This window comes from Pseudomonas sp. MAG733B, assembly GCF_036884845.1.
Lineage (GTDB): Bacteria > Pseudomonadota > Gammaproteobacteria > Pseudomonadales > Pseudomonadaceae > Aquipseudomonas.
Genome location: NZ_CP145732.1, coordinates 347,103 through 367,597, shown reverse-complemented (window position 1 = coordinate 367,597; position 20,495 = coordinate 347,103). Strand labels below are relative to the sequence as shown.

Annotated in this window: 17 protein-coding genes; 11 read left to right on the top strand and 6 right to left on the bottom strand. The window is 60.5% G+C overall.

Annotated elements, in window-relative coordinates; genetic code table 11:
• Positions 1-156: 156 nt before the first annotated feature.
• Positions 157-402, top strand: a complete 246-nt coding sequence (locus tag V6Z53_RS01715; RefSeq protein WP_338583866.1) for a DUF1127 domain-containing protein — start codon at positions 157-159, stop codon at positions 400-402.
• 143 nt (positions 403-545) lie between these two features.
• Here V6Z53_RS01715 and V6Z53_RS01710 read toward each other — a convergent pair whose 3' ends face one another.
• On the bottom strand, positions 546-1,838 hold the full coding sequence (locus V6Z53_RS01710) for an FAD-binding oxidoreductase (protein ID WP_338583865.1): 1,293 nt from the start codon (positions 1,836-1,838) through the stop codon (positions 546-548).
• A gap of 147 nt (positions 1,839-1,985) precedes the next feature.
• On the opposite strand from V6Z53_RS01710, the gene V6Z53_RS01705 reads away from it, so the two are divergent.
• Positions 1,986-2,339, top strand: coding sequence for a YkgJ family cysteine cluster protein (locus tag V6Z53_RS01705; RefSeq protein WP_338583864.1), 354 nt, complete (start codon positions 1,986-1,988; stop codon positions 2,337-2,339).
• Between the two features lie 128 nt (positions 2,340-2,467).
• Here the strand turns inward: V6Z53_RS01705 and V6Z53_RS01700 are convergent, their stop codons facing one another.
• On the bottom strand, positions 2,468-2,956 hold the full coding sequence (locus V6Z53_RS01700) for an Lrp/AsnC ligand binding domain-containing protein (RefSeq protein WP_095194410.1): 489 nt from the start codon (positions 2,954-2,956) through the stop codon (positions 2,468-2,470).
• A gap of 157 nt (positions 2,957-3,113) precedes the next feature.
• On the opposite strand from V6Z53_RS01700, the gene dadA reads away from it, so the two are divergent.
• The 6 genes from dadA (at position 3,114) to V6Z53_RS01670 (ending at position 9,346) form a co-directional block, all read left to right on the top strand.
• Positions 3,114-4,418: a D-amino acid dehydrogenase gene (gene dadA, locus V6Z53_RS01695; protein WP_338583862.1), complete on the top strand. Its 1,305-nt coding sequence runs from the start codon at positions 3,114-3,116 to the stop codon at positions 4,416-4,418.
• Entirely contained in the window at positions 4,390-4,743 is a 354-nt protein-coding gene (locus V6Z53_RS01690) for a RidA family protein (protein ID WP_338583860.1), read from the top strand. Before dadA ends, V6Z53_RS01690 begins: the two co-directional genes overlap by 29 nt.
• 96 nt (positions 4,744-4,839) lie before the next feature.
• Complete coding sequence (gene alr, locus V6Z53_RS01685; RefSeq protein ID WP_338583859.1) at positions 4,840-5,913, top strand: alanine racemase; 1,074 nt, start codon at positions 4,840-4,842, stop codon at positions 5,911-5,913.
• Between the two features lie 128 nt (positions 5,914-6,041).
• Positions 6,042-6,590: a cupin domain-containing protein gene (locus V6Z53_RS01680; RefSeq protein WP_007947433.1), complete on the top strand. Its 549-nt coding sequence runs from the start codon at positions 6,042-6,044 to the stop codon at positions 6,588-6,590.
• A gap of 182 nt (positions 6,591-6,772) precedes the next feature.
• The gene (locus tag V6Z53_RS01675; RefSeq protein ID WP_338586434.1) at positions 6,773-7,186 is read left to right on the top strand and encodes a c-type cytochrome; all 414 of its coding nucleotides are present in this window, start codon (positions 6,773-6,775) and stop codon (positions 7,184-7,186) included.
• A gap of 237 nt (positions 7,187-7,423) precedes the next feature.
• A complete protein-coding gene (locus tag V6Z53_RS01670) occupies positions 7,424-9,346 on the top strand; it encodes an acetyl-CoA hydrolase/transferase C-terminal domain-containing protein (protein WP_338583858.1) in 1,923 nt (640 codons plus the stop codon).
• 129 nt (positions 9,347-9,475) lie between these two features.
• Here V6Z53_RS01670 and V6Z53_RS01665 read toward each other — a convergent pair whose 3' ends face one another.
• Together V6Z53_RS01665 and rep are read right to left on the bottom strand one after the other, a co-directional pair.
• Positions 9,476-10,048, bottom strand: coding sequence for a xanthine phosphoribosyltransferase (locus tag V6Z53_RS01665; protein WP_008022089.1), 573 nt, complete (start codon positions 10,046-10,048; stop codon positions 9,476-9,478).
• 57 nt (positions 10,049-10,105) lie between these two features.
• Positions 10,106-12,115 (bottom strand): DNA helicase Rep, encoded by a 2,010-nt coding sequence (rep, locus tag V6Z53_RS01660; protein ID WP_338583856.1) that lies wholly within the window; start codon positions 12,113-12,115, stop codon positions 10,106-10,108.
• A gap of 264 nt (positions 12,116-12,379) precedes the next feature.
• Between rep and V6Z53_RS01655 the strand changes: the two genes are divergently transcribed.
• On the top strand, positions 12,380-14,053 hold the full coding sequence (locus V6Z53_RS01655) for a bifunctional diguanylate cyclase/phosphodiesterase (RefSeq protein WP_338583855.1): 1,674 nt from the start codon (positions 12,380-12,382) through the stop codon (positions 14,051-14,053).
• 108 nt (positions 14,054-14,161) lie between these two features.
• Here the strand turns inward: V6Z53_RS01655 and V6Z53_RS01650 are convergent, their stop codons facing one another.
• Positions 14,162-15,556, bottom strand: a complete 1,395-nt coding sequence (locus V6Z53_RS01650) for a NorM family multidrug efflux MATE transporter (RefSeq protein ID WP_338583854.1) — start codon at positions 15,554-15,556, stop codon at positions 14,162-14,164.
• Between the two features lie 158 nt (positions 15,557-15,714).
• Here V6Z53_RS01650 and V6Z53_RS01645 point away from each other — a divergent pair, with 158 nt between their 5' ends.
• Positions 15,715-16,635 carry a LysR substrate-binding domain-containing protein gene (locus tag V6Z53_RS01645; protein WP_338583853.1) on the top strand — a complete coding sequence of 307 codons (921 nt, stop codon included), beginning with the start codon at positions 15,715-15,717 and terminating at the stop codon, positions 16,633-16,635.
• A 184-nt stretch (positions 16,636-16,819) separates the two neighbouring features.
• Positions 16,820-18,796: a methyl-accepting chemotaxis protein gene (locus V6Z53_RS01640; RefSeq protein ID WP_338583851.1), complete on the top strand. Its 1,977-nt coding sequence runs from the start codon at positions 16,820-16,822 to the stop codon at positions 18,794-18,796.
• Between the two features lie 102 nt (positions 18,797-18,898).
• Here V6Z53_RS01640 and V6Z53_RS01635 read toward each other — a convergent pair whose 3' ends face one another.
• Entirely contained in the window at positions 18,899-20,392 is a 1,494-nt protein-coding gene (locus V6Z53_RS01635) for a YifB family Mg chelatase-like AAA ATPase (protein ID WP_338583850.1), read from the bottom strand.
• Between the last annotated feature and the right edge of the window lie 103 nt (positions 20,393-20,495).

The window sequence follows — 20,495 nt, the reverse complement described above, 5'->3', positions numbered from 1 at the left end:
TCGGTTAACCAGTACAGATGAGGCAAAAATTCAAGATTCAGAGCAAAAAACAGCAAATCTGTATGGAAATAATACAGGTGCTTTGAATCTGTAATGCTTTTCCCTGTTTGCGCATCATGGAATCTCTGGCTACCCAAGTAAACAGGAGCATTCAAAATGAACGGTTTGAGCGATGTGCGGCTGACGTTACACAGTCAGGAACTGGAGACAGGGCAAAAGGACAATGCACGCCATGCGCTCATGCGCAACGCGCCGTCCGGCCTGAGTCGCTGGGATCTGTTCTGGCAACGCCTGCACACGCGCAAGGCGTTGCTGGCACTGACGCCAGACCAACTGAAGGATATCGGGTTGACGCGGGAGCAGGCGAGGGATGAGGGGCTCAAGCCTTTCTGGCGGATCTGAGTTTTGCGGTGTTCTTTAGGGCCTCATCGCGGGCAAGCCCGCTCCCACAGTAATTGCTGGTGTTCACAGTATTTGTGTTCACAACCACATTCTGTGGGAGCGGGCTTGCCCGCGATGGGGCCCGCCAAAACAGCGGCAATCTTTCAGGTCAGCTCTTTAAGCCGATGCCAAAGCATCCCCAACGCCAACAACGGCGAACGCAGATGCTTTCCACCCGGGAAGGTAATGTGAGGCACCTTGGCAAACAAATCGAAACCACCGCTGTGCTGACCGCTGATGGCCTCGGCCAGCAACTTGCCCGCCAGGTGCGTGGCATTCACGCCATGCCCTGAATAAGCCTGGGCGTAATACACATTCGGATGATCCTTGAGTCGACCGATCTGCGGCAAACGATTGGCGCCGATGCCGATCATGCCACCCCATTGATAGTCGATCCTCACGTCGCCCAGTTGTGGAAAGACCTCCAGCATCTTCGGCCGCATGTAAGCCGCGATGTCTTTCGGGTCGCGTCCCGAGTAATGGCAGGCACCACCAAACAGCAAGCGACGGTCCGCCGAGAGTCGGTAGTAATCAAGCGCCACCCGTTGGTCGCACACCGCCATGTTCTGCGGTAGAAGACAGTGCGCCAGTTCTTCGCTCAAAGGTTCGGTGGCGATGATGTAGCTGCCGGCGGGCAGAACCTTGCCGCTCAGCTCGGGATTGAGGTGGTTGAGGTAGGCATTGCAGCCCAGTACCAGCGTATTCGCACGAACCGAGCCTTGAGCGGTATGCACTTTGACCTCGGGGCCGTAATCGATGCGCGTGACGGTGGATTGTTCGAACAGTTGCACGCCCAGTTGCTGTGCGGCAGCCGCTTCACCCAGCGCCAGGTTCAGCGGATGCAGGTGTCCGGAGCCCATGTCGATCAAACCGCCGACGTAGCGCTTGGAACCGACGACGGTATGCATTTCGCTGGCTTGCAGCAGTCGGGTTTCATAGCGATAACCGAGGCTGCGCAGTTCTTCGGCATCTTCGGCAAAACCTTCAAGGTCTCGGGGCTTGTTGGCCAGGTCGCAGTAGCCCCAGGTCAAGTCGCAGGGAATCTGAAAACGCTCGACCCGCTGTCGGACGATTTCCACGGCTTCAAGCCCCATGAGTTTCATCTGACGCACACCGTCCGCGCCGATTACGTTGGCGAACTGATCGAGGCCGTGGCCGACGCCGCGAATCAACTGCCCGCCGTTGCGTCCGCTGGCGCCCCAACCGATCTTGTGAGCTTCGAGCAGCACCACGCTGAGGCCGCGCTCGGCGAGTTCCAGCGCCGTGTTCAACCCCGAGAAACCGCCACCAACCACGCACACATCGGCCACCAGATCCCCTGTGAGCACCGGATGATCCGGCTGCGGCAGGCTGCTGTCAGCGTAATAGGAGGCAGTGTGCTGGGCACGGGCGTTCATGCGCGTCATCCTGATTCTTGTGTTTAGAAAATTTGACGGAGCATAAGCCGGACCTTCGCGGGCGGGCAACATTGGTCGGTTGCCGCTGTCTGGATCGTGGCTTTTGCCTCACAATTGCGCTCTATTTCGCTTTCGGTCACCGCTTCGATGAGCTGCAACAGTCAGAAAATCCGCACGCTGCGCCAGCAGATTCCCTCGTTCGAGTGCGTGCCCGGCTGCCATGACTGCTGCGGTCCGGTGACCACCTCGCCGGAAGAAATGTCGCGCCTGCCGCGCAAGACCCGCGCCGAGCAAGAGGCGGCCATGGACGAACTCAACTGTGTGCATCTCGGCCCGAACGGCTGCACCGTGTACGACGAGCGACCACTGATTTGCCGGTTATTCGGCACAACCAAGACGCTGCCATGCCCGAATGGGCGCGGGCCGGTGGAGTTGATTCATCCAAGAGTCGAGAAGCAGATATTCGAATACATGGCTTCCAACCGGCAGGTGTTGGTTTAGATCCTCGAACCGAGTTTTCCGCATCGCTAGCAGGCTAGCTCCCACAGGGAATGCAGGTGAACCACAGATTTTTGTTCACCACCTAACCTGTGGGAGCCAGCCTGCTGGCGATAGCAGCACCACAAATGTCAGTCCGGAATCGGCAGGCTCAAGCTCTCTTTCACTTCTTCCATCACGATATAGCTCTTGGATTCGCGCACGTGCGGCAGCTTGAGCAGGATGTCGCCCAGCAACTTGCGATATGAGGCCATCTCGGAAATCCGCGCCTTCACCAGGTAGTCGAAATCCCCTGACACCAAGTGGCATTCCAGCACATGGGGCAATTTCAGCACCGCACGTCGGAACTCTTCGAAGGTATCGCCGGATTTGTAATCGAGGCTGATCTCGACGAACACCAGCAGACTACCCTTGAGGTGCTGCGGGTTGAGCCGCGCGTTGTAGCCCATGATGATCCCTTCGCGCTCAAGACGCCGGACCCGCTCGGTGCAGGGCGTGGTCGAGAGCCCGACCTTTTCCCCAAGCTCGGTGAAAGAGATGCGCCCGTCCGCTTGCAGGATCCGCAGGATGCTGCGGTCGATCTTGTCCAGCTCACGTTTGGTTTGAGTGTTGGTTCGCATAGGGGATGCGCCTCCGTGAAAAGGGTTTTTGCCGAGAATTGTCGCCAAATATAGGCGCTTATATAGTGAAAATCACTGGTCATTCTTTTTTAAACTGCGCACATCTGAAGCTCTGAACAACAAACGTCAGCGGTTCGCCGCGATGAGGGATATGAAAATGCGCGTCATGGTCTTGGGTAGCGGCGTCATCGGTACCACCAGTGCTTACTATCTGGCGCGTGCCGGGTTTGAAGTGGTGGTGGTCGACCGGCAGCCAGCTGCTGCCATGGAGACCAGTTTTGCCAACGCCGGCCAAGTGTCGCCGGGCTATGCCTCGCCGTGGGCCGCGCCGGGCGTGCCGCTCAAAGCCATCAAGTGGCTGTTGCAGCGCCACGCGCCGCTGGCGATCAAGGCCACCGCCGACATCGATCAATACCTGTGGATGGCGCAGATGCTGCGCAACTGCACCGCCAGCCGTTACGCGGTGAACAAGGAGCGCATGGTCCGTCTGTCCGAGTACAGCCGTGACTGCCTCGACGAACTGCGCTTGGAGACCGGCATCGCCTACGAAGGCCGAAGCCTCGGCACGACCCAACTGTTCCGCACCCAGGCTCAACTGGATGGCGCCGCGAAAGACATCGCCGTGCTGAAAGAGTCCGGCGTGCCGTTCGAACTGCTCGACCGCGAAGGCATTGCCCGCGTCGAGCCGGCCCTGGCCAGCGTTACCGACATCCTCGCCGGTGCCCTGCGCCTGCCGAACGACCAGACTGGCGACTGCCAGATGTTCACCACCAAGCTCGCAGAGATGTGCACGAACCTCGGTGTGGAGTTCCGTTTCGGCCAGGACATTCAGCGCCTCGACTTCGCCGGTGATCGCATCAACGGTGTGTGGATCGACGGCAAGCTGGAAACTGCCGACCGCTACGTATTGGCACTCGGCAGCTACTCGCCACAACTGCTCAAGCCGCTGGGGATCAAGGCACCGGTGTACCCGCTCAAGGGTTACTCGCTGACCGTGCCGATCACCAACCCGGCGATGGCCCCGACGTCGACCATTCTCGACGAGACCTACAAGGTCGCGATCACCCGTTTCGACAACCGCATCCGCGTCGGCGGCATGGCGGAGATCGCCGGTTTTGACCTGTCGCTGAACCCGCGTCGACGCGAAACCCTGGAGATGATCGTCAACGACCTTTATCCTCAGGGCGGCAATCTGGCCCAGGCCGATTTCTGGACCGGCCTGCGTCCGACCACCCCGGACGGTACGCCAATCGTTGGCGCCACCCCGTTCAAGAATCTGTTCCTGAATACCGGTCACGGCACACTCGGCTGGACCATGGCCTGCGGCTCCGGTCGCTTGCTGGCTGACCTGATGGCGAAGAGAAAACCGCAGATCAGCGCCGAAGGCCTCGATATTTCCCGCTATGGCAACAAACGACAGGAGTCTGCAAAACATGTCAGTCCAGCGCCAGCTCACCAATGAACGCATGAGTCAGATCGTCACCCATAACGGCACGGTGTATCTGGCCGGACAGGTCGGTGACGACTTCAACGCCGGGGTTGAACAGCAGACCCACGATGTTCTGGCCAATATCGAGCGTCTGCTCGATCTGGCCGGGACTGACAAGCAGCATCTGCTCTCGGCAACGATTTACCTGAATGACATCGAAGCGCACTTTGCCGGGATGAACTCGGTGTGGGACCAGTGGCTGCCAAAGGGCGCCGCCCCGGCCCGCGCCACCGTCGAAGCGAAGATGGCCAAGCCAAGCATCCTGGTCGAAATTTCCATCGTCGCCGCGCTGCCGTAAACCGTAATAAAGATCCCTCTTCCGGCGCTGTTGGCGGTTCACGCCGTCAGCCAGCGCCGGTTTTTCTTCCAAACGACCGACCAGAAGTCTGCCGCCATGCGTCCTGCCCGTGCCCTGATCGACCTTCAAGCCCTGCGTCACAACTACCAAGTCGCCCGTGAAGTCACGGGAGCCAAAGCCCTCGCGGTGATCAAGGCCGATGCCTACGGCCATGGCGCGGTGCGTTGTGCTCAGGCGCTGGAAGCTGAAGCGGACGGCTTTGCCGTGGCCTGCATCGAAGAGGCTCTGGAGTTGCGCGCCGCGGGCATTCGCGCGCCGGTGCTGCTGCTGGAAGGCTTTTTCGAAGCCGATGAGCTGTCGCTGATCGTCGAGCATGATTTTTGGTGCGTGGTGCATTCGCTGTGGCAACTCGAAGCAATCGAGAAAGCCGCGCTGAGCAAACCGATCACGGTCTGGCTCAAGCTCGATTCGGGCATGCACCGCGTGGGGCTGCATCCGAAGGATTATCAGAGCGCTTATCAACGGCTGCTGGCCAGCGGCAAAGTGGCGAAGATCGTGCTGATGAGCCACTTCGCCCGGGCCGATGAACTGAGCAGTCAGGCCAGCGCCGAGCAGGTCGCGGTGTTCGAAGCGGCGCGGCAGGGTTTGTCCGCCGAAGTCAGCCTGCGCAATTCCCCGGCCGTGCTGGGTTGGCCGCAGATCCCTAGTGACTGGGTGCGTCCGGGCATCATGCTCTACGGCGCCACGCCGTTTGAAGAAGCCAACGCGGTGGCCGCGCGACTGCAACCGGTGATGACCCTCGAATCGAAAGTCATCAGCGTGCGTGAATTGCCGGCCGGCGAGCCGATCGGCTACGGCGCGAAATTCATCACCCCAAAACCGATGCGCGTTGGCGTGGTGGCCATGGGTTACGCCGATGGCTATCCGCGTCTGGCGCCGACCGGCACGCCGGTGTTGGTGGCCGGACAACGCAGCCAGTTGATCGGCCGGGTGTCGATGGACATGCTCTGCGTCGACCTGACCGACATTCCGCAAGCCGGCCTCGGCTCGACCGTCGAGTTGTGGGGCAAAAACATCCTCGCCAGCGACGTGGCCATCGCGGCGGGAACGATTCCTTACCAGATCTTCTGTAACCTGCGCCGGGTGCCACTGCTCTATTCCGGGAGCTGACACTCGACGGTGCGAACCGGAAGTCGCTTCGCCGAACAGGATTCAGGTCAAAGTGTTGTAAATACTGAACGCTGTCGCCATGATAACGCTCAATATTCCAACAAACCTGAACCCTGGAGGCTCCAGCATTGGACGTCGGTGAACGACTGCAATCGATCCGCAAGCTCAAAGGCCTTTCCCAGCGTGAACTCGCCAAACGCGCGGGCGTCACCAACAGCACCATTTCGATGATCGAGAAGAACAGCGTCAGCCCCTCGATCAGTTCGCTGAGGAAAGTGTTGGGCGGGATTCCCATGTCCATGGTCGAGTTCTTTTCCGAAGAGATCCTGCAGGAAAAACCGACTCAGATCGTCTACAAGGCCAACGAGCTGATCGATATTTCCGATGGTGCAGTGACCATGAAACTGGTCGGCCGGGCGCACCCGAGCCGGGCTATCGCGTTCCTCAATGAAATCTACCCGCCAGGCGCCGACACCGGTGACGAGATGCTCACTCATGAGGGCGAGGAAACCGGAATTCTGGTGGAAGGTCGACTTGAACTGGTGGTCGGGCTGGAAACTTTTGTGCTCGAAGCTGGAGATAGCTACTACTTTGAAAGTACCAAGCCGCATCGTTTCCGTAATCCGTTCGATGCGCCGGCGCGACTAATCAGCGCAGCTACACCGGCGAACTTCTAAGAAAAGAGGCGCCCTGCCAGCATGGCCGAGGCACCCGAGCCGTTTGACTGTTGCGCAACAAGACCCCTTCGACTTTGGGGTTGTTTCAGTGTCGCGGGCTTACCGCTATACTTGCGCCCGCCTGCGAACCGTGGCCGTAGGCGTGACTAGCCACCATTGAGGGTGAACGCGTGAACCTAATTATGAAAATGCTGGCCGTACCAGCAACCGTATTGGCCCTTTGGGCTGTCAGCGCTCAAGCTGCGACGAACGACGAAATTGCCAAACGCCTTGAGCCAGTCGGCCAGGTTTGTGTAACGGGTCAAGAATGCAAGGGCATGGAAGTTGCCGCAGCTTCCGGCGGCGGTGGCGGGGCCAAGGCGCCTAAAGATGTTATTGCCAAACATTGCAACGCTTGCCACGGCACCGGCCTGTTGGGCGCGCCGAAAATCGGCGACAAGGCAGCCTGGAAAGAACGTGCCGACCACCAGGGCGGCCTCGACGGCATCCTGGCCAAAGCCATTACCGGTATCAATGCGATGCCACCAAAAGGCACCTGCGCCGACTGCTCCGACGACGAGCTGAAGGGCGCCATCAAAGAGATGTCCGGCCTGTAACCAGCCAGCCTCTTTCGCGAAAAAGCCGCTTTCGAGCGGCTTTTTTGTGCCTGTTATTTCCCTGTAGGAGCTGCCGCAGGCTGCGATCTTTTGATGTTGATTGTTAAAAACAAGATCAAAAGATCGCAGCCTTCGGCAGCTCCTACAGGTCAGTGTGATCTTCAGAGGCTGTTCATTGCAGCAAAGACCCGGCAAGCTCGGTCCAACCCCAAACCATGGAATGCAAGGGAGGATCGGATGGTTCAGCTGTGTTCTATCGAACAGGCGGTCGATGATGTATTGGCGCGGTTGCCGACGCATATTCATATGGGGCTGCCTCTGGGCCTGGGCAAACCCAACCATTTCGTCAACGCGCTGTATCACCGCATCGCGCAGTTGCCCGAGCGGCGGCTGACGATCTATACCGCGTTGTGCCTAGGTCGTCCTCCATTGGGTGACGGCTTGCAGAAACGCTTCCTCGAGCCCTTCATTGAGCGAGTCTTTGGCGATTATCCGGAGCTGGATTTTCTCGCCGATCTGCACCGCGACAATCTGCCGGGCAACATCCATATCCAGCAGTTTTTCATGCAGCCCGGCAGCCTGCTCAACAGTGCATCGGCGCAGCAGGATTACGTCAGCAGCAACTACAGCCACGCGGCCCGGGACATCAACGCCGCCGGGTTGAACCTGGTCGCTCAATTGGTCGCCAGCCACGCCGATCATCCCGATCGCTTGAGCCTCAGCTGCAACCCGGACATCACCCTCGATCTGCTACCAATGATTGCCAAGCGCCGCGCTGCCGGAGAGACGATCCTGATGGTCGGCCAGGCGCACGACGATTTGCCGTACATGCCCGGTGACGCAGAGGTCGGCATCGATACTTTCGACCTGCTGATCGACGAGAAGGACCGCACCACGCTGTTCTCCACGCCGAACATGCCGGTGGGTTTCCAGGATCATTTCATTGGCCTGCACGCCAGTACGCTGGTGCGCGATGGCGGCACCCTGCAGATCGGCATCGGTTCGATGGGCGATGCGCTGACGGCAGCGTTGCTGGCGCGCCAGGCCGATAACGACGGCTACAAGGCCTTGCTGGCGGATGTGAACCTGAGCCAATGGGCTCAACTGATCGAGCGCGAAGGCGGCCTCGAACCGTTCGCCAAGGGCCTGTACGGTTGCAGCGAAATGTTCGTCAACGGCCTGCTGGTGCTGGCCGATGCGGGCATCGTGCGACGCAAGGTGTACCCGGACGTGCCCACCCAGCAGCAGGCGAATGCCGGCACCCTCGACGAAGCGGCGCAAACCGACGGCATCTCGGTGCACGGTGGTTTCTTTCTCGGGCCGCGCAGTTTCTATGAACGCTTGCGTGAGTTGCCGCAAAGCAAGCGCCTCGAATTCAACATGACGCGCATCAGCTACATCAACGAACTGTACGGCCAGGAAGAACTCAAGCGTTTGCAGCGCCTCGATGCGCGCTTCATCAACACTGCGTTCACCATGACTTTACTGGGCGCCGCCGTGGCGGATCAGCTGGAAGACGGGCGCGTGCTCAGCGGCGTAGGCGGGCAGTACAACTTCGTGGTTCAAGGGCATGCGCTGCAAGGTGCGCGCTCGGTGTTGCTGCTGCGCAGCTGGCGCGAATCGGGTGGCGACGTCAGTTCGAACATCGTCTGGGAATACGGCCACTGCACCATCCCCCGGCATCTGCGCGACATCGTGGTCACCGAGTACGGGATCGCCGATCTGCGCGGCAAGACTGATGCGGCGGTGATAGAAGCGTTGCTCAATATCAGCGACTCGCGTTTTCAGTCAGGGCTGATCGAGCAGGCGCAGAAGGTCGGCAAGCTGCCGAAGGATTTCCGTCTCGATCCGCGTTTCACGGACAACAGTCCTCAGCGTTTGCAGGCGATTCAGGCACGGCATGCGCAGCTGTTTCCGGAGTATCCGCTGGGCTGTGATTTCACTGAGGTGGAGCGGGATGTGTTGCGGGCGCTGAACTGGTTGAAGAGCAAGTTCAAGCTCAGCGAGGTGCTGGAGTTGGGTAAGGCTGCATTGGATGCGCCGGAACCTGCGGCGTTTCCCGAGCATCTGGAGCGTATGCGGCTGGCCAGTCCGGAGGGTCTGAAGGAGGATTTGTATCAGAGGTTGCTGCTCACAGGCCTCAAAGCCACCTCGCAATAACAGCCAACACAAGGCAAATGTGGGAGCGGGCTTGCTCGCGAAAGCGGTGTACCAGTCAAAAAATATGTCGACTGACACTACGCATTCGCGAGCAAGCCCGCTCCCACACTGGTATTGCGGTGTGGCGGGTTACTCGATGAAGGTCACGACCCCACCGGCCAGCGATTTGACGCGCGCCAGCGACTCTACGCGATACCCCTGCGAATCCAGTTCCGCACGACCACCCTGGAACGATTTCTCGATCACGATGCCCAGACCGGCAACGGTGGCGCCAGCCTGTTTGATGATCGAAATCAGTGCCTGGGACGCCTTACCGTTGGCCAAAAAGTCATCGATGATCAGCACGCGGTCGCTGCTGGTCAGGTGACGCGGGGAGATCGCCACGGTGCTCTCGGTCTGCTTGGTGAACGAGTAAACGGTCGCCGACAATAGGTTTTCGGTCAGGGTCAGGGACTGGTGCTTGCGGGCGAAAATCACCGGCACGCCGAGGTTCAGACCGGTCATGATCGCCGGGGCGATGCCCGAGGCTTCGATGGTGACGATCTTGGTGATGCCTGAGTCCTTGAACAGCGTGGCGAATTCGTCGCCGATCAGCTTCATCAGGGCCGGGTCGATCTGGTGGTTCAGGAAGGCGTCGACCTTCAGGACCTGGTCGGAAAGCACGATGCCTTGTTCGCGGATTTTCTGGTGCAGGGCTTCCATGAAGCTGTCCTCTGTTGGCGCCTTGTGCGCCCTAAGGTTTTAAAAAAGTGGTCAATTCTAGCGCTTTAACATCGCGCGTATATCTGCCAATGCTGTGTTGCCGCGAACGGCTTTGACTTCGGGCGGCGTGTCGTCGTTGCCTTCCCAGGCCAGATCGTCCGGTGGCAGCTCATCGAGGAAGCGGCTCGGCGCGCAATCGATGATCTCGCCGTATTGCTTGCGCTTGGCGGCGAAGGTGAAGGCCAGGGTCTGACGTGCGCGGGTAATGCCCACGTAGGCCAGGCGGCGTTCTTCTTCGATGGTGTCGGCTTCGATGCTGGAGCGGTGCGGGAGGATTTCCTCTTCCATGCCCATGATGAACACGTAGGGGAATTCCAGGCCCTTGGAGGCGTGCAAGGTCATCATCTGCACGCCTTCTGCGCCGTCTTCCTCTTCCTGCTGACGCTCCAGCATGTCGCGCAGAACGAGTTTGCCGATGGCATCCTCGACGGTCATCTCGCCTTCTTCGTCTTTCTCAAGGGTGTTTTTCAACGCCTCGATCAGGAACCAGACGTTACCCATGCGGTAATCGGCGGCCTTGTCGCTGGAGCTGTTGGTGCGCAGCCAGTTCTCGTAGTCGATGTCCATGACCATGCTACGCAGCGCCGAGATCGGGTCTTCGCCGGCGCACTGCTCGCGCACCCGGTCCATGAAGCGCTTGAAGCGTGACAGGCGATCGGTGAAGCGGCTGTCGAGATGCTCGCCAAGGCCGATTTCATCGGTGGCGGCGTACATCGAGATCTTGCGCTCGGTCGCATAGTTGCCGAGTTTTTCCAGCGTGGTCGAACCGATTTCCCGGCGCGGCACGTTGATCACCCGCAGGAAGGCGTTGTCGTCGTCCGGGTTCACGATCAGGCGGAAGTAGGCCATCAGGTCTTTCACTTCCTGACGGCCGAAGAAACTGTTGCCGCCGGACAGGCGATACGGCACCTGATGGTGCTGCAGTTTCAGCTCGATCAGCTTGGCTTGGTAGTTACCGCGATAGAGGATCGCGAAATCGCTGTAAGGCCGGTCGGTGCGCAGGTGCAGGCTGAGGATTTCCATCGCCACGCGCTCGGCTTCGGCGTCTTCATTGCGGCAACGGATCACGCGGATCTCATCACCGTGGCCCATTTCACTCCACAGCTGCTTTTCGAATTCGTGCGGGTTGTTCGAGATCAGCACGTTGGCGCAGCGCAGGATGCGACTGGTGGAGCGGTAGTTCTGCTCCAGCATCACCACTTTCAAGGATGGGTAGTCGTCCTTGAGCAGCATCAGGTTTTCCGGCCGCGCGCCGCGCCAGGCGTAGATCGATTGGTCGTCGTCGCCTACCACGGTGAACTGGTTGCGTTTGCCGATGAGCATTTTCACCAGCAGATACTGGCTGGCGTTGGTGTCCTGGTATTCGTCCACCAGCAGGTAGCGCACCTTGTTCTGCCACTTTTCCAGAATGTCGGCGTGCTCTTCGAACAGCTTCACCGGCAGCAGAATCAGATCGTCGAAGTCCACCGCGTTGAACGCCTTGAGCGTGCGCTGGTAGTGGGTGTAGACGATGGCCGCAGTCTGTTCCTTGGGATTGCGCGCGTTTTCCAGGGCCTGGGCCGGCAGGATCAGGTCGTTTTTCCAGGCGCCGATCATGTTCTTGATCTCGTCGACGCCGTCGTCGCCCGAGTATTCCTTCTGCATGATGTCGGTCATCAGGGCCTTGACGTCGGTCTCGTCGAAGATCGAGAAGCCCGGTTTGTAGCCCAGCCGCACGTGTTCCTTGCGGATGATGTTGAGGCCCAGGTTGTGGAAGGTGCACACCGTCAAGCCGCGACCTTCACCGGCGCGCAGCAGGGTGCCGACCCGTTCCTTCATCTCGCGCGCGGCCTTGTTGGTGAAGGTCATGGCGACGATGTACTGGGCGCGGATGCCGCAGTTCTGGATCAGGTGCGCAATCTTGCGCGTGATCACGCTGGTCTTGCCGGAGCCTGCACCGGCGAGCACCAAAAGAGGGCCGCCGACGTAGCTCACGGCTTCTTGCTGCCGGGGATTGAGTCGGGACATAGGTAAATTCAGGAGTCAGTCACGAAATGGGCCGGCATTTTAACAGGCTCAGCAATTTGTGCTGCTCTCTCCGACTTGTGACGTACAACGCGATCTCTAATTGCCGGTTTTGTTACTTTCACGCAGGATGCGCAACGGATTTGCGTCTAATGTTCGTAATTCCGGATACAAAGGTCTCGTTTGATAACTGATGTCATTGGTCATTGGTTATCAGCACGGCATAATGCCCGTCGCCTACATCTTTGCAGAGTCTAGGGAGCTAGCTTGTCTACGCCTGTCGAACCCTTGCGTTTGCTGCTACTGGCCGAAGAGCCAGCGTGGGCAGCGTTGTTGCGCGAGTGTCTGGCTCCGATGGGGAGCTCGGCCGTGCTCATCAGCGCGCCGAGTTGGGAGTCGGTCAGCAGTCTGTTCGATGACAACCGCAGCGCGGTGTTGTTAACGATCCCGGCCCTTCAGCCGGCGCCGGGCCGTTGCTGTCTGCCGACGGTGTTGCTGCTCGAACATGAGCCGCTGACCCCGCCCGATGGTGTAAGCGACTGGCTGGTCCGCGATCATCTCGACCCGGGCATGCTGCGCCGTTGCCTGCGCCATGTGCGTGAGCGCGGCGTCCTGGAAACCACCCTGCAACGCCTGGCCGAGCAAGATCCGCTCACGGGCATCGCCAACCGTCAGGGTTTTCAGACCTTGCTGACGGCACGACTGGCGGAAAACGACGGTCGCGGCCTGGCCCTCGGTCATCTCGACCTCGACAACTTCCGCTACGCCAACGATGCCCTCGGCCACCAGGCCGGTGACCGTCTGATCCTGCAAGTGGTCGCGCGGCTCAAGAGTCAGCTGGAGGCCGGTGATCAACTGGCACGGCTGGGCAGCGACGAATTCGCCTTGCTCATCGACACCCGTCGCGCCCCGCAGCGCGCCGAATGGATGGCCGAGCGCATCACCGAAGCACTGGCCGAGCCCTATTGGGTCGACGGCGAAAGCCTGCTGATCGGCTCCAGCCTGGGCATCGCTCACGCCCGCGCCCAGGCCGGCGCCGACCCGCTGATGTGGCACGCGCACATCGCCATGCAGCAGGCCAAGAGCACCCAGGGCTGCACCTTTCACATTTTCAACGAACGCATCAACCGCAATGCCCGCAGCATCGCCGACCTCGAAACCGAGCTGCGCCGGGCGTTGCGTCGCGACGAACTGGAACTGCATTACCAGCCGCGCTTGAACCTCGAAGACGGGCAGATCGTCGGCCTCGAAGCCTTGGTGCGCTGGCGCCATGCCGAGCGTGGCCTGCTGCCTCCGAGCGAATTCGTCCCGCTGGCCGAGCAAAGCGGTTTGATCGTGCCGCTGGGTTACTGGGTGATTTCCCGGGCCTTGCGCGATATGCAGGCGTTGCTGGAGCTCGGCTTGCCGCCGCTGCACATGGCGATCAACCTGTCATTCCGCCAATTCCAGGACAGCCAATTGTTGTCGACCCTGAGCCGGTTGATTGCCGAACGCGGCGTCGAGGCACAGTGGCTGGAATTCGAACTGACCGAAACCGCAGTCATGCGCCGCAGCGATCTGGTCAAGCAGACCATGGACGCCCTCGGGCGCCTGGGTGTGCGTTTCTCGCTCGACGACTTCGGTACCGGGTTCTCATCGTTCGTGCACCTCAACAGCCTGCCGATCACCTTGCTGAAAATCGACAAGAGCTTTGTCGGCGGCATGGAGCAACGCGAAGAGAACCGCAAACTGGTCCACGCGATGATCAACCTGGCGCACAACCTCAATCTTGAGGTCGTCGCTGAAGGCGTGGAAACGCCGGAGCAGATGGACCTGTTGCGCGGATTTGATTGCGATCAGGTGCAGGGCTACCTGATCAGCAAACCGCTGCCGCTGGCGGAGCTGGTGGATTACCTGATGTTTGGCAGCAATCAGCAGCCGGCGCTGGAAGTGGTGAGTTGACCACGGACGAATGTGGGAGCGGGCTTGCTCGCGAAAGCGGTGCATCAGTCAGAAAGTACGTCGACTGACACTCCGCATTCGCGAGCAAGCCCGCTCCCACAGGGGATATCACTCAGCCTGAACCGCCTCGAATCGCTGTGCCGAAGGCTCCCGCCGAATCATCCGCTTCATCTTCCACTCAAACGCCAGCGTCAGGCTCACCGCCGAGCACGCCAGCCCCAGCGCCAACCCCCACCAGACACCCGTCGGCCCCCAGTTCAAGTGGAACGCCATCCACCACGCGGCCGGTGCGCCGATCAGCCAATAGCAGGCCAGGCCAACCAGGAACGTGGTCTTGGCGTCCTTAAGCCCGCGAATGCAGCCCATGGCGATGGTTTGCGTGCCGTCGAACAACTCGAACCATGCCGCCACCGCCAGCAGGCTCACGGCCAGGTTGATGACTTCGCGGAATGCCGGATCGTTGTGATCGAGGAACAAGCCAATCAATTGATTCGGCAGCAACCAGAACACCATCGCGAAGCACAGCATCGCCACCGCACCGAAGGCGATGCCGACCCGTCCGGCCAGCCGCGCATCCAGCAGTTGCCCGGCGCCGTAATGCTGGCCGATGCGCATGGTGATCGCGTAGGAAATGCCCGCCGGGACCATGAACGCCACCGAGACGATTTGCAGGGCGATCTGGTGCGCCGCCAGTTGCGTGCTGCCCATGGTGCCCATGCACAGCGCCGCGAAGGCAAACAGCCCGACTTCCACCGCGTAGGTGCCACCAATCGGCAGGCCCAGGCGCCACAGTTCTTTCAAGTACTGCCGGTTGAGCCGCAGCAACCCCGCGCGCAGCGGATAAGCGTCATAGGCCGGGTGCCGGCGAATGTGCCACGCCAGTGCCAGCGCCATGAGGTTGGCCACGATCGCGGTGACCAGGCCGATGCCCATCAAGCCGAGTTTCGGCAGGCCGAACATGCCGGTGATCAACGCGTAATTGAGCAGGAAGTTAGCCACCGTGCCGCCCAGGCTGATGACCATTACCGGCGTTGCACGGCCAATGGCGCTGGTGAAGCCGCGCAAGGCCATGAAGCTCAGGTAGCCGGGCAGGGCGAAGGGCAGGAAGATCAGGAATTGCCCGGCGGCCTGGACGTTGCTTTCCGTCTGGCCGAACAACAGCAGCACCGGTTTGAGGTTCCACAACAGCAGCCCGCCACCCAACGCCATCAACCATGCCAGCCACACCCCGGCCTGGGTCAACCGCGCCGCGCCAAGAATATCGCCCGCGCCCTGACGGATCGCCACCAGGGTGCCGACGGCCGCGATCACGCCGATGCAGAAAATCGACACGAACGAATAGGTCGCCGCGCCAAGTCCGCCACCGGCCAGCGCTTCGGGACTCAGGCGCGCCATCATCAAGGTGTCGGTGAGGACCATCAGCATGTGCGCCAACTGCGAGGCAATCAACGGCCCCGACAGCCGCAGGATGGCCCAGAGTTCAATACGTGCTGGATGCTGCATGATCATCACGCTCGATTTTCAAAGAGAACAGGAAAGCACCGATTCTCGGCGCTCTGGTGCGTTTGCACAAAGGGATAAAAAGGATGGGTGGCATGATTCAAACTCATGCTGGGGAGTTTCTGCTAGGGTGACTCGATCCCGCTATAGGAGCTTTCTGAATGTCACGTCGTCTTCCTCCCTTGTATGCCCTGCGCGCATTCGAAGCGGCGGCGCGACACAGTTCGTTCACCCGTGCCGCCGAAGAACTGTCGATCACCCAAAGTGCGGTCAGTCGGCATATTCGTACCCTCGAGGAGCATTTTGCCTGCCGCTTGTTTCACCGCAGTGGCCGCAACTTGCAGCTAACCGAGTCGGCGCGCTTGCTGTTACCAGGCATTCGCGAAGGCTTCACCGCTCTGGAACGCGCCTGCAATACCTTGCGCGCCGAAGATGACATCCTGCGCATGAAAGCCCCGTCGACGCTGACCATGCGCTGGTTGCTGGCGCGCCTCAGCCGCTTCCGCCATTTGCAGCCGGGCAACGAGGTGCAATTGACCAGCGCCTGGATGGATATCGACTCAGTGGACTTCAACGACGAGCCGTTCGACTGTGCTGTGTTGTTGAGCAATGGCCATTTCCCGCCGGACTGGGAGGCGAGCTACCTGTTTCCGGAGGAACTGATTCCGGTGGGCGCGCCCAACTTGCGCGACGATCAGCCATGGGACGTCACGCGCCTGGCCAATACCGAACTGCTGCACCCGACCCCGGACCGGCGCGATTGGCGCAACTGGCTGGAGCGCATGGGACTGGCCGATCAGGTGTCGCTTAAGGGCGGACAGGTGTTCGATACGCTGGAACTGGGCATGATCGCTGCAGCACGGGGCTATGGCGTGTCCATGGGCGATCTGCTGATGGTGGCGGAGGATGTGGCGCAAGGGCGCTTGAGCCTGCCATGGCCGACCGCCGTCGCCAGCGGCGAAAAGTATTACCTGGTGTGGCCGAAAACCCGTCCCGGTGGCGAGCGCATGCGTCGGCTCAGCGACTTCCTGCAAGGCGAAGTCCGCGCCATGGAATTGCCAGATGTCGTGCACCTGAGCTGAATCGATGAAGCCGCTGCAATAGCGGCCTTGAGCCATATCCTGCCACGCCGCTCAAGTATTCCCGTTCGCCGCCGAAAATCTTCACGTAGGACCTTCGTGCAGGTTCGACGCTACCCCCATTATTAGAAATTTGCTGAGTGTGCGTCGCGATCAGGATGATCCGATTGCTCGGCCAGGAGCTGTCATGTCTCAACCTCGTGCCCGGATCGCCTCACAGCTTGGTCTTGCGCTCGCCGTGATTCTGGCGATTGTCATTACCGGCAGTACCCTGTTCGCCCTGCGTTCGCTGGACTCGGCCAACCTCGCCACCCGCGAAGAGCATCTGGCGAGTGAAGCACGGCTGCTGGCCGATCAGCTGAGTACCTTTCACAGCACGTTGCGTGAAAGCACCCAGCGCCTTGCAGGGTTGTTCGAGACGCGCTTCAGCAGTGGGCTGAGCGTGCACGCGGACGAGCCGGTGGTCGTGGCAGGCGTGCAGACGCCGGGGCTGCACCTGGGCAACGTGGTGCTCAACAACAACTTCAAGGAAGTGGACGAATTCAAGCAGATGACCGCAGGTGTGGCCACGGTGTTCGTGCGCAGCGGTGAAGACTTCATTCGAGTCAGCACAAACGTCACCAAACAAGACGGCAGCCGCGCCATCGGTACTGTGCTCGATCACGCGAACCCGGCCTACGCCCGACTGATGGCGGGGCAGAGCTTCGTGGGTCGATCGCTGCTGTTTGAACGCTTCTACATGTCCCAGTACACCCCGGTGCGCGACAGCAGTGGCAAGGTCATTGCGGTGTTGTACGTCGGTTTCGATTACACCGACGCGCAGAAGGCCCAGTTCGAAAACCTCAAGCGCTTCCGCATCGGCCAGACCGGTTCCCTCGCGCTGCTGGATGAGCAGAACAAATGGCTCGTGCCGATTGCTGGCGTGGAGGCGCTGGACCAGGCCGTCCCGGCCATCAACGCGCTGGCGAAAACCCCGGGCAAGGGCGAGTTCTGGAGCGACAAGGCCGAAGATTTCTACAGCATCGCCGTGCCGTTCCAGGACGGGCCGTGGTCGGTGGTGGCGAGCATGCCGAAAACTGAAATCAGCGCCGTGACCTGGAGCGTCGGCATTCAGTTGGCCATCGGCAGCCTGTTGGCGATGCTGCTGGCGGTGGGTTCGGCGGTATGGCTGTTGCGCAGCAAACTCGCGCCACTGGGCGATCTGGTACGTCAGGCTGAAGCCTTGGGCGCCGGGGATTTGAGCGTGCGCCTGAGCGTGTCGAGCAACGACGAAATCGGCCAACTGGCCCGCGCGTTCAACCAGATGAGCCAGGCGCTGTCGACCATGGTCGAGCACATCCGCAACGCCTCGATGGAGGTCAACAGCCGCGCCCAGGCCTTGTCCGGTTTGTCCGGCGGCGCTTACGAAGGCATGGAACAGCAGTCGGGCGAAATCACCAGCATGGCCGGCGCCGTGGAAGAGTTCAGCGCCACGTCCCTGAACATCGCCGACAACATGGGCAGCACTCAGCGTCTGGCCCAGGAAAACGCACAGCAAACGCAGATCGGTCGTACGTCGATGGATGAAGCGTCCTCGTCGCTGGAGCAAATCGCCGGCGCATTGAACAGCACCGCGACGGTGATCAATACCCTCGGCCAGCGCTCCCAGGAAATCGGTGGCATCGTCGGTGTGATTACCTCGATCGCCGAACAGACCAACCTGCTGGCATTGAACGCCGCGATCGAAGCCGCCCGTGCCGGTGAGCAGGGTCGTGGTTTTGCGGTGGTGGCGGACGAAGTGCGTAACCTGGCCTCTCGGACTCGTCAGGCGACTGACGAAATCTCCGGCATGATCCAAAGCATTCAGCAGGAAACCGGCAACGCCATCAGCACCATGGAACAGGGCAATGTGCTGATGCAGGAAGGCCTTTCGCGTAACGCCAACGTAGCATCGGCACTGGCACGGATCGACGAGCAAAGCCGTTCGGCCGGTCAGCAATTCGCCGCAATCACCACCGCCACCCAGGAACAGAGCAGCACCGCGACCTTGCTCAGCAGCAACCTGCAAAGTATTGCCCTCGCAAACAGCGAGCAGCGTGAAGTGGTTTCCAATCTGGCGGTTACCGCTAAAGAGCTGGAGAAGCTGGCGGCGGATTTGCGTTCCGAGGTTGACCGCTTTCGTTGAGGCGCCTTTGAAATAGCCATCGCGAGCAGTTGATCTCGGGTGTTCACCGATCCACTGTAGGAGCGAGCCTGCTCGCGATTGGGGGCAACTCGATTTCAGGGCTTACTGCGTCGCCGGCCGATACTGCAACGCCTCGGCCAGATGCTCCCGCGTGATCCCGTCTACCTGCTCAAGATCCGCCAATGTTCGCGCCACCTTGAGTAGCCGGTGCGCCGAACGCAACGACAGGGTCAATCGTTCACACGCCGTTTCCAGCCAGTGCTCATCCACTGTGGATAACTTGCAGTGCCGACGTAGCCCCGGTAAATCCAGGAAGGCATTCGCGCAGCCCTGGCGCTTCTGTTGGCGTTCACGAGCGTCGGCCACCAACGCGGCCGCGCTGGCGCTGTCTTCACCCGGTTTCGGCGTCGGGTTCAACGCCGTCGCTTCCCGAGCAACCGTCAGGTGCAAATCAATCCGGTCCAGTAACGGTCCCGACAGCTTGTTACGGTACCGCTGCACCATGTCCGGGGTGCAAGAACACTTGCCGCTTGGCTCGCCAAGATATCCACAGGGGCACGGGTTCATAGCTGCGACCAACTGAAAACGCGCTGGAAACCGAACGCGGTCCTTGGCCCGGGAAATCACGATATGCCCAGACTCCAGTGGCTCCCTGAGTACCTCCAACACCTTTCGATCGAATTCCGGCAGCTCATCGAGGAACAGCACACCGTGATGGGCCAGGGTAATTTCGCCGGGTTGTGGCTTGGAGCTGCCCCCCACCAAGGCCGGGCCTGAGGCGGAGTGATGTGGCTGGCGAAACGGACGTTGCGGCCAATGGGTCAACGGTACGCAACTGGCGACCGACTGGATTGCCGCCACTTCCAGCGCTTCGCATTCGGCAAGCGGAGGCAACAGCCCTGGCAGACGACTCGCCAGCAGCGTCTTGCCCGTCCCGGGCGGCCCACTGAACAACAGGTTATGCGCACCCGCCGCCGCAATCAGCAATGCGCGTTTGGCGGCTTGCTGGCCCTGCACTTCACTCAGGTCGGGATAAGGTTTGCTGGCATGCATCAAACCATCGGAAACATACGGCTCAACCGGCGTGTGCCCATTGAAATGGGCAACGGCTTCCAGCAGATGGTCCACCGCAATCACCTTCAAGCCCGACGCCAGGCATGCCTCCTCGGCATTCGCCCGCGGCACCATCAGCGAACGCCCGGCCTTGCGCGCCGCCAGTGCTGCCGGCAAAACGCCTCGTACTGCCCGAACCGCACCCGACAGTGCCAACTCACCCAAACATTCCACATCATCGAGCGTCAGTGTCGGCACCTGCACACTGGCGGAAAGAATCCCCAACGCAATCGCCAGATCGAACCGCCCACCATCCTTGGGCAGATCCGCCGGCGCCAGATTCAAGGTGATCCGCCGCGCCGGAAATTGCAGCCCCGAATTGATGATCGCACTACGCACCCGATCCTTGCTCTCCTTAACCGCCGCCTCGGGCAGGCCGACCATGGTTAGCGACGGTAAACCGTTGGCCAGATGGACTTCAACGGTAACGGCGGGCGCTTCCACACCCACCTGGGCGCGGCTGTGGACGATGGAGAGGGACATGGTCGTTCCTTGAGCTGACTTGGGGGCCGCTTCCTGCGGGTTTTTGAAGGGTAGTTGCGGGCGGAGATTTTGGTGGCGTGGGTGAGAGGGCAAACTTTCACTG

What these genes read in the sequence shown, in the direction of transcription:
- V6Z53_RS01670 (WP_338583858.1), top strand. Translation starts at nt 7,424, where the DNA reads ATGGTTCAGCTGTGTTCTATCGAACAGGCGGTCGATGATGTATTGGCG.
- V6Z53_RS01650 (WP_338583854.1), bottom strand. Translation starts at nt 15,556, where the DNA reads ATGCAGCATCCAGCACGTATTGAACTCTGGGCCATCCTGCGGCTGTCG.
- V6Z53_RS01635 (WP_338583850.1), bottom strand. Translation starts at nt 20,392, where the DNA reads ATGTCCCTCTCCATCGTCCACAGCCGCGCCCAGGTGGGTGTGGAAGCG.
- rep (WP_338583856.1), bottom strand. Translation starts at nt 12,115, where the DNA reads ATGTCCCGACTCAATCCCCGGCAGCAAGAAGCCGTGAGCTACGTCGGC.
- V6Z53_RS01690 (WP_338583860.1), top strand. Translation starts at nt 4,390, where the DNA reads ATGTCAGTCCAGCGCCAGCTCACCAATGAACGCATGAGTCAGATCGTC.
- alr (WP_338583859.1), top strand. Translation starts at nt 4,840, where the DNA reads ATGCGTCCTGCCCGTGCCCTGATCGACCTTCAAGCCCTGCGTCACAAC.
- V6Z53_RS01700 (WP_095194410.1), bottom strand. Translation starts at nt 2,956, where the DNA reads ATGCGAACCAACACTCAAACCAAACGTGAGCTGGACAAGATCGACCGC.
- dadA (WP_338583862.1), top strand. Translation starts at nt 3,114, where the DNA reads ATGCGCGTCATGGTCTTGGGTAGCGGCGTCATCGGTACCACCAGTGCT.
- V6Z53_RS01645 (WP_338583853.1), top strand. Translation starts at nt 15,715, where the DNA reads ATGTCACGTCGTCTTCCTCCCTTGTATGCCCTGCGCGCATTCGAAGCG.
- V6Z53_RS01715 (WP_338583866.1), top strand. Translation starts at nt 157, where the DNA reads ATGAACGGTTTGAGCGATGTGCGGCTGACGTTACACAGTCAGGAACTG.
- V6Z53_RS01665 (WP_008022089.1), bottom strand. Translation starts at nt 10,048, where the DNA reads ATGGAAGCCCTGCACCAGAAAATCCGCGAACAAGGCATCGTGCTTTCC.
- V6Z53_RS01705 (WP_338583864.1), top strand. Translation starts at nt 1,986, where the DNA reads ATGAGCTGCAACAGTCAGAAAATCCGCACGCTGCGCCAGCAGATTCCC.
- V6Z53_RS01640 (WP_338583851.1), top strand. Translation starts at nt 16,820, where the DNA reads ATGTCTCAACCTCGTGCCCGGATCGCCTCACAGCTTGGTCTTGCGCTC.
- V6Z53_RS01675 (WP_338586434.1), top strand. Translation starts at nt 6,773, where the DNA reads ATGAAAATGCTGGCCGTACCAGCAACCGTATTGGCCCTTTGGGCTGTC.
- V6Z53_RS01710 (WP_338583865.1), bottom strand. Translation starts at nt 1,838, where the DNA reads ATGAACGCCCGTGCCCAGCACACTGCCTCCTATTACGCTGACAGCAGC.